General features: G+C 69.8%; 8 protein-coding genes. 4 read left to right on the top strand and 4 right to left on the bottom strand.

Translation table 11 applies throughout. From position 1 onward, the window contains the following. Positions 1–170: 170 nt before the first annotated feature. Complete coding sequence (locus PKD06_RS10605; protein WP_324380142.1) at positions 171–767, bottom strand: superoxide dismutase; 597 nt, start codon at positions 765–767, stop codon at positions 171–173. 230 nt (positions 768–997) lie between these two features. On the opposite strand from PKD06_RS10605, the gene PKD06_RS10600 reads away from it, so the two are divergent. Continuing rightward, positions 998–1,450: a hypothetical protein gene (locus PKD06_RS10600; protein ID WP_324380141.1), complete on the top strand. Its 453-nt coding sequence runs from the start codon at positions 998–1,000 to the stop codon at positions 1,448–1,450. An 18-nt stretch (positions 1,451–1,468) separates the two neighbouring features. On the opposite strand, the gene PKD06_RS10595 is transcribed toward PKD06_RS10600, so the two are convergent. Then, the gene (locus PKD06_RS10595) at positions 1,469–3,583 is read right to left on the bottom strand and encodes a S9 family peptidase (RefSeq protein WP_324380140.1); all 2,115 of its coding nucleotides are present in this window, start codon (positions 3,581–3,583) and stop codon (positions 1,469–1,471) included. 281 nt (positions 3,584–3,864) lie between these two features. Here PKD06_RS10595 and PKD06_RS10590 point away from each other — a divergent pair, with 281 nt between their 5' ends. Beyond that, complete coding sequence (locus PKD06_RS10590) at positions 3,865–4,635, top strand: DUF6456 domain-containing protein (RefSeq protein WP_324380139.1); 771 nt, start codon at positions 3,865–3,867, stop codon at positions 4,633–4,635. A gap of 63 nt (positions 4,636–4,698) precedes the next feature. Here PKD06_RS10590 and PKD06_RS10585 read toward each other — a convergent pair whose 3' ends face one another. Next, the gene (locus tag PKD06_RS10585; protein ID WP_324380138.1) at positions 4,699–5,124 is read right to left on the bottom strand and encodes a SufE family protein; all 426 of its coding nucleotides are present in this window, start codon (positions 5,122–5,124) and stop codon (positions 4,699–4,701) included. A gap of 62 nt (positions 5,125–5,186) precedes the next feature. Continuing rightward, on the bottom strand, positions 5,187–5,390 hold the full coding sequence (locus PKD06_RS10580) for a hypothetical protein (RefSeq protein ID WP_324380137.1): 204 nt from the start codon (positions 5,388–5,390) through the stop codon (positions 5,187–5,189). 290 nt (positions 5,391–5,680) lie between these two features. Here PKD06_RS10580 and PKD06_RS10575 point away from each other — a divergent pair, with 290 nt between their 5' ends. Both PKD06_RS10575 and PKD06_RS10570 read left to right on the top strand, forming a co-directional pair. After that, positions 5,681–7,090, top strand: coding sequence for a PAS domain-containing sensor histidine kinase (locus tag PKD06_RS10575; protein WP_324380136.1), 1,410 nt, complete (start codon positions 5,681–5,683; stop codon positions 7,088–7,090). Continuing rightward, positions 7,090–7,842, top strand: coding sequence for a peptidoglycan-binding domain-containing protein (locus PKD06_RS10570; protein ID WP_324380135.1), 753 nt, complete (start codon positions 7,090–7,092; stop codon positions 7,840–7,842). Before PKD06_RS10575 ends, PKD06_RS10570 begins: the two co-directional genes overlap by 1 nt. The last annotated feature ends 4 nt before the right edge of the window (positions 7,843–7,846 follow it).

The raw sequence follows: 7,846 nt of genomic DNA, 5'->3' as shown, positions 1-7,846 counted from the left end.
CCCGGTGGTTGCGGCGATCGTCACGCCCGAAGGGCGCCGACATGCCATGGGCCGAAGGCCGCGTCACCTCGATGGAGAGAGGAGGATCGGGGCCGCCTCGGATCCTCCCCCGTGAAACGGGGAAGGGGGACCGCCCGAAGGGCGGTGGAGGGGGCGCGTCGCGATCCGCCTCAGGACGCCTTGGCCAGCATCTCCTCGACATGCTCCCAGTTCACGAGGTTCTCGACGAACGCCTTCAGGTAGTCGGGCCGGCGGTTGCGGTAGTCGATGTAATAGGAATGCTCCCACACATCGACGCCGAGGAGCGGGGAGGCGCCGTGGACGAGCGGATTCTCGCCGTTCGGCGTCTTCATGATCTCGAGCTTCCCGTTCTTCACCGCGAGCCAGGCCCAGCCCGAGCCGAACTGGCCGATCCCGGCCTGGATGAAGTCGGCCTTGAACTTCTCGGTGCCGCCAAGGTCCGAATCGATGCGCTTCTGGAGCGCGCCCGGAATGGCTCCGCCGCCCTTCGGCTTCATCCACTTCCAGAAATGGATGTGGTTGTAATGCTGGCCGGCATTGTTGAAGAGCGCCTGGTTCTTGCCGTAGCTCGCCTTCACGATCTCCTCGACGCTCTTGCCGGCAAGCTCGGAGCCTTCCAGCAGCTTGTTCCCGTTATCCACGTAAGCCTTGTGATGCTTGTCGTGGTGGAATTCGAGCGTCTCCTTCGACATGTAGGGCTGGAGGGCGTCATAAGCATAGGGCAGTTCGGGCAGGGTAAAGCTCATCGGGCTCTCCTTGGAAATTGGAACGCGGTGAACCGGTCTCGGCCCGGTTGGTTCCGGGTCCCGGCGCGCGGTTCCGACTTAGCGAGAGCGCCCTTGGTTGCCAAGGCGAGGCTTTCCTCCCTAAGGTCGCCGGGTTCGACGTTCCCTCGGTTCCTGTGTCCTCGGTCCCTGCGATGGTCATCCTGCTCTGCATTCTGGCGGTCGGAATGATCGCGACCGGATTGGCGGCTATGGCGTTCGGCATGTCCATCGTCCAGGTCGAGCGCGGCTGGACGATGGTGATCTCCGGGACGGTGGGGGCGTCCGGCGGCGCCGTTCTCCTCGGCATCGCGCTTGCGGCGGACCGCCTGGGGCGCATCGCCCACGAGATGATCTGGATCCGCGACCGCCTCGCCACCATCGGGGAACTGACCGCGGAGGAGGCGGCGCAGGCCGCGCCCGCATTCGAGGAGCGGATCGAGGAGCCGCCGCCCGAGCCCGCAGCCCCCTCCGCACCTTCCCCGGAGCCGCCGCAAGCGCCGCCGGAACGCGTGCTCGTCGGCCAGTATTCGTCCGGCGGGAACGAGTACAAGATGTTCTCGGACGGCTCCATCGACGCCGTGACGCCGGCGGGCCTGCGCCGCTTCGCCTCGCTCGAAGATCTGCGGGCCTTCCTCGCCGGAGGAGGCGAGAGAGCCGGCTGAAGCCGCCGGCGCCTCCTTTCAGGACATGCTCCAGCCCTTGCCGACCGCCTGGAGCGCGAAGGCGTAGATCAGCCCGACCTCGTCGAGGCGGTCGAAGCGGCCGGCGGCCCCGCCATGGCCGGCTTCCATGTTGATCTTCAGGAAGACCGGGCCGCCGCCGGTCATGGTGGCGCGCAGCCGCGCCACCCATTTCGCCGGCTCCCAGTAGGTCACGCGCGGATCGGTGAGGCCGCCGAGCGCCAGGATCGCCGGATAGGCCTGCGGGTGCACGTTGTCGTAGGGCGAATAGGAGAGGATGGTACGGAACGCGGCCTCGTCCTCGGCCGGATTGCCCCATTCGGGCCATTCGGGCGGCGTCAGCGGCAATTCGCCGTCGAGCATCGTGTTGAGCACGTCGACGAAGGGCACGTCGGCGACGATGCCGGCGAAGCGGTCGGCGCCGATATTGGCGACCGCGCCCATCAGCATCCCGCCCGCCGAGCCGCCCTGGGCGACGATCCGGCCGCGCGAGGTGAGGCCCGCCGCGACGAGGGCATCGGCGCAGGCGACGAAATCGGTGAAGCTGTTCGGCTTCTTCTCCCGCTTGCCGTCGAGATACCAGCGCCAGCCCTTCTCCGTGCCGCCGCGGATATGGGCGATGGCGTAGACGAAGCCGCGGTCGATCAGCGAGAGCGGATTCGTGCGGAAGGCGGCCGAGATCGAGGAGCCGTAGGAGCCGTAGCCGTAGAGGAGGCAGGGCGCCGAGCCGTCGAGCGGCAGGCCGGCGAGATGCACGAGGGAAACCGGCACGCTCGCGCCGTCGGGTGCCGCGGCGAAGATGCGGCGGGTGACGTAGCGGCTGCCGTCGAAGCCGCTCGGCACTTCCTGGCGCTTGCGCAGGATTCGCTCGCGCGTGACGAGGTCGTAGTCGTAGGTCTCGGCCGGCGTCGTCATCGAGGAATAGACGAAGCGGATGCTCGTCGTGTCGAATTCGAATCCCGGCTCGTAGCCGAGGGCATAGGCTTCCTCGGCGAAGGAGACCGCATGCTCCTCGCCCGTCTCCATGTCGCGCGCGACGAGGCGCGGATTGGCGTTCTCCCGCTCCAGCCGGACGAGATGGCGGGCGAGGGCGGTCACGGCGAGGATCATCGTGCCGGGGCGGTGGGGCACGAGGTCGCGCCAATTTGCGCGGGCGGGATCGGAGAGCGGCGCGAGGACGATCTTGAAATCCTCTGCCCCCGCATCGTTGGTGAGGATGACGAGATCGTCGCCGCGATGGTCGACATCGTAGAGCACGAGCGGCGTGCGGGCGGCGACAAGGCGGGGGGCCGGCGGGCGATCCAGCTCGACGAGCCAGTTCTCCCCGGTCTCGTGATCGCTGATCGAGATCACCATGAAGCGGCGGGAAGTCGTCTCCTCGATCGAGACGAACCAGCCCGGTTGCGCCTCCTCGTAGACCAGCGCGTCCTCCGCCTGGTCCGTGCCGAGGCGGTGACAGCGCACGCGGACCGGACGGTGATTGTCGTCCACCTCGACATAGTAGAACGAGCGCGAATCGGCGGCCCAGACGATCTCGCCGGCCGTCCCCGCGACGACATCCGCAAGGTCCTCGCCGCTGGCGAGGTCGCGCACCCGGATCGTGTAGAGTTCCGCGCCGGTGAGGTCGGCGCTCCAGGCGAGGAGCGAATGGTCGGGCGAGTGCGGGGCCTCGCCGAGATCGAAATAGGCTTCGTCCTCGCCCTCGGCGTCGCCATCCAGCAGCACCTGCTCGGGCCCGCCCTCGCGGGGAATGCGGCAAAGGATCTGGTATTCGCCGCCGTCCCGATAGCGGGCGTAATAGGCATAGGGGCCGTCCGGCGCCGGCACGGTCGATTCGTCCTCCTTGATGCGCCCCCGCATCTCCCGGACGAGGGCCTCGCGGAGCGGCGCGAGCCCGGCGAAGGCCGTGTCCGTATAGGTGTTCTCGGCCTCCAGATGCGCCACGATCTCGCCCGGCATGCGGGCGGGGTCCTTCAGTGCCTCCTTCCAGTTGGGGGCCTTCAGCCAGGCGAAATCGTCCCGCACCTCGACGCCGTGGAGCGTGAAGGGCGCCGGCCGCGCCTCGGCGCGCGGGGGGGCGCCGGTGACGGCGAGCGGGCGGGCGGGCGCATCCATGGGGATCGTTCTCGAAGGAGAGGCCGGTTCGACCGGCGGGGCGGGCCCTCATGCGCACGCCTCCCAGCGAAATCAACGCCGGGAGCAATCCGGCCGGCGTACACGCAGGACGGGAGGATTATAATATTGACAATCTGAGGATGATAATCCTAGACAGGGGTCGTTAGAACAAAAGAGGAACATGTATGGCCCGGCACGCCCCGTCGAGAATGCGCGAAGGGAAGGGGGAGGCGCCGGGCAGGGCGGCACTTCGCCTCCTCGCGGCCTTGTCCGAGCCGGGGATGACGGCGAGGCCGGACCCGAGCCGGGAGGACCACGTCATCCTACAGGGGGCACGGGGCGGCATCTCGCTCGGGCGGGGCTCCTATCCGAGGGCGAGCCTCGAGGAACTGGCGAGGCTCGATCTCGTCGCGAGGGGAGAGCGGAACGGCGCCTTCGCGATCTCGGAGGTGGGCCGGGCGCGGCTCGCCCGCGATCGGGCCCGGCGGGAGGGGGAGGGCGAGGTTTTCGGCCGGCAGCATCGGGAGGTGGAAAAGGTCGCGATGCCGGAAGACGGCGGCGCGGAGGAAGTTGCGCTCAACCGGCGCGAGAGTCCGCTCGCCTGGCTGCGCCGGCGGCGCGGGCCGGACGGCGAGCCGCTCATCGACGCGGCCTCCTTCGAGGCCGGCGAGCGCCTGCGCCGGGACCTTACCTTCGCCGGCCTTCTGCCGGGTGTGACGGCACGCTGGGACGGCGCGGTGGGGGGAGGGGCCGGGGGCTGGCGCGATCCGGCCGGAGCGACCGATACCGTGATCGCCGCGCGCCAGCGCGTGCGGACGGCGCTCGCGGAGGTCGGGGCCGATTTCGCCGGTCTCCTGCTCGATCTCTGCGGCTTCCTCAAGGGCGTCGAGACGATCGAGCGCGAGCGCCGCTGGCCGCAGAGATCCGGCAAGATCGTGATCCGGCTCGCGCTCGGCCATCTCGCCCGCCATTACGGCCTGTCGAACGAGGCGAGGGGGCGGGACGGCCCGCGCGGCATCGCGACCTGGTTCGCGCCTTCCGAAGCGGCCTGATGCGACATCCGGCGCCCCGGAAAGACGGGGCGCGTCGATGAAGGGAGAAACGCCGCCGCGCTCTCAGGCCGCGGCGATGCGTCCGGCCTCGCCGCGGATGCGCTCGACCATCGAGCGCAACCCGTTGGAGCGCTGCGGCGTGAGATGCTGGCCGAGCCCGAGGCGATCGAAGAAGGCGAGGGGATCGGCCGCCGCGATCTCGGCCGCCGGCCGCCCCGACAGCATCGCGACGAGAAGCGCGACGAGGCCGCGGACGATATGCGCGTCGCTGTCGCCGAGGAAATGGACGGTCGCGCCGGGTCCCCTCCCGGCAGGGGCCATCTTCAGCCAGACCTGGCTCGCGCAGCCCTGAACCTTGTTCGCCTCGACATGATCCGCCTCGGGCAGGTCCGGCATCATCCGGCCGAGTTCGATCAGATAGCGGTAGCGCTCCTCCCAATCGTCGAGAAGCTCGAAATTATCCGCGATGTCGTCGATGGCAGGGAGCATGGCTGGAAACGCTGGCGCCTCCGCGTGAGGCCCGCCCATATAGGAGGCCCGGGCGGGCTGTTCTAGCGCGTTCCCTTCTCGTTCGGCGCGAGGTGCGTGCGCACAAGGTCGCGCGCCAGATCCGACCGCAAGGCGGCCTGCACCGCCTGGTCCCGCGCATGCTCGGCCCAGCGCGACGCGTCCGCCGGGAGGCTTTCCTTCGGGCGCTCCTGCGAATGGACGAAAATGAACGCGATGATGGCGAGGCCGCACAGGAGACGAAACATGGCCGGGGCTCCTCGTTCGGTCGAACTCGGGCAGTGTGATCGATGACGCCCTCTTAATGTATTTCAGTCGCCGCTGTAATTAAGAGCAAATTAAGATCGCGGCGGACCGGAGAAGTGGTTGACGGGTTGTGAATGACGAACTTTGATCGTCCCCGTAATCGCCGTGTCGTTCTCGCGGCGCCTTAGCGTTCATTTAAGCTGCATCTGCGAGTCTGAGAGGATGGAGAGAGAGGCGCGCGATTGCGCGAGTTTGTGTGCGTATCCAATCTCCCTCGGCATGGGCTCAAAGGATGGCCGCGGAGACGCCTCCGGCGGTCGTCGCGGCCGCTTGCGGGCTGGCCCTCGCCGCGGTCGGCCTCAGCGCCGCCGCGGGACGGGGCGGCGTCACCGTGCCGGGTCTCGTCATCGCTCTTCAGGCGGCGCTCCTGCTCGCGGGCGTCGCATGGATCGCGATGCGCGCGGTGTCCCGTCCGGCGCCCCCGGCCGAGGAGGTCGTTCCGCTTTCGGCGCTCGGCGACCTCGTGACCTGGCACGACGCCCAGGGCGACGTCCTCCGCGCGAGCCCGGCCTCGCTGGGCGTGATCGGGGCTTCCCCGCCCGCGCTGCTCGGCGACGGGCTCGCCAGGCGCGTCCTCGTGGCCGACCGGCCCGCCTTCCTCAAGGCGCTCAGCGACGCGGCGAACGGCGCGGGCCCGGTCACCGTCGCGATCCGCCTCCATGCGGGCGGCGCGGCCGAGGGCCTCCCCCAGGCCGTGATTTTCGCCGAAATGCGGGTGAGCCGGCTCGTCCCGCCCGCGGCGGCCGCTGCGCACGCCCCGCCCGTGGCGGCCGGCGCCTGCCTGGTCTCCTTCATCCGCGACGTGTCGGCGCAGCACAAGCATGCGGGCGAGATCGAGGCCGCGCGGCAGGATGCCGAGAAGGCGAACGAGCTGAAGGGCCGCTTCCTGGCCACCGTCAGCCATGAATTGCGCACCCCGCTCAACGCCATCATCGGCTTCTCCGAGCTGCTTTGCGCGGACCATCCCTTCCTCGTGACCGAGGAGCGGCGCAAGGAATACGCCCAGATCATCCGCAATTCCGGCCATCACCTGCTCGGCATCGTCAACACCCTGCTCGACATGTCGAAGATCGAGACCGGCAATTTCCATTTCGATCCCGAGCCCTTCGATTTCCGCGACCTCGCCTCCAGCGTCTGCGACCTGATGCAGCTCAAGGCGGACGAGGCGGGCGTCCTCGTCGAGCGCCGGCTGGAGACGGGCTTGCAGGAGATCGTCGCCGACCGGCGGGCCTGCCGGCAGATCCTCATCAACCTCCTGTCCAACGCGGTGAAGTTCACGCCCCGGGGCGGGCGGGTGACGGTGCGCCTCGCCGCCGCGGCGGATGCGATCGTACTGACCATCGCCGATACCGGGATCGGCATTCCCGAGGCCGACCTGCCGCGTCTCGGCGATCCCTTCTTCCAATCCGGGGAGCTTCATCGCCGCAATACCGAGGGGACCGGACTCGGCCTCTCGGTGGTGCGCGGCATCGTTGGGCTCCACCACGGACAGATCACCGTCGAGAGCGGGGCCGGCGCGGGCACGACCGTGAGCGTGACGCTGCCGGTTCGTCCCGATCTCGGCCCCGCCCGAAGCAAGCCCGTCGCCCTTCAGACGCGCGCGCGCGTCGCCCTGCGGCCCGTCGAGAGAAAGATCGCCTGATGCAACGCCCTGCCGCGCCGCGCAAAGCCCCCGCCACGACGACGAGCCGAAGCCGCGGCGCCGGACGCGCCTTGCGGGTTGCCGGCGGCCTTTGCTGGAGCGGCGTCCGGGCCGCCGCCCGGCGTCCGGCCGTCCTCCTCGCCGGGGTCGCGATCCTCGGCGGCGCCGGCGTCTTCGCCTGGAACGCGACGATGAAGCAGACGGCCCGCCATCCCGCGCCGCTCTTCGCGAGCGCGAAGCCGGTCGCCGAGCCGGCGCGCCGCGCGGAGCCCGCCTCGCCGCAGACGACCGGCGCGACGCGCGCCGATATCCCGGTCCCCCCGTCCCGTTCGGGCGGGCCGGATGCGATCGGCTCCATCATCCGCACGAGCGAAGGCCCCGCGAGGTCCGCCGAGACGCGGCCCCGATCCGCGGAAGCCCGGCCGAAACAGGCCGAGGCCAAGCCGAAACCCGTCGAGGCGAAGAAGCCGGCGGAAGCCAAGCCGAAGCCCGCGGCGGCCAAGCCCGTGGATCCCAAGGCGAAGGCGGCGGCCGGGCCCTCCGCCGACAAGCCGACGCCCCGCGTCGTCTCCGCGCAGAAGGCGCTCGCCAAGCTGGGCTACGGGCCGATCGCGACCGATGGCCGCTTCGGCTCGAATACGCGGCTCGCCATCGAGAAGTTCGAGCGCGACAGGAAGCTGCCGGTGACGGGCGCGCTCGGGCCGCAGACCCTCAAGCAGCTTGCCTCGCGCTCCGGAATGTCCATCGAATAAGCCG

The organism is Enterovirga sp., from assembly GCF_035325185.1.
In the GTDB taxonomy this organism is placed as follows: domain Bacteria; phylum Pseudomonadota; class Alphaproteobacteria; order Rhizobiales; family Beijerinckiaceae; genus Enterovirga.
This window is presented reverse-complemented; position numbering and strand designations above follow the sequence as displayed.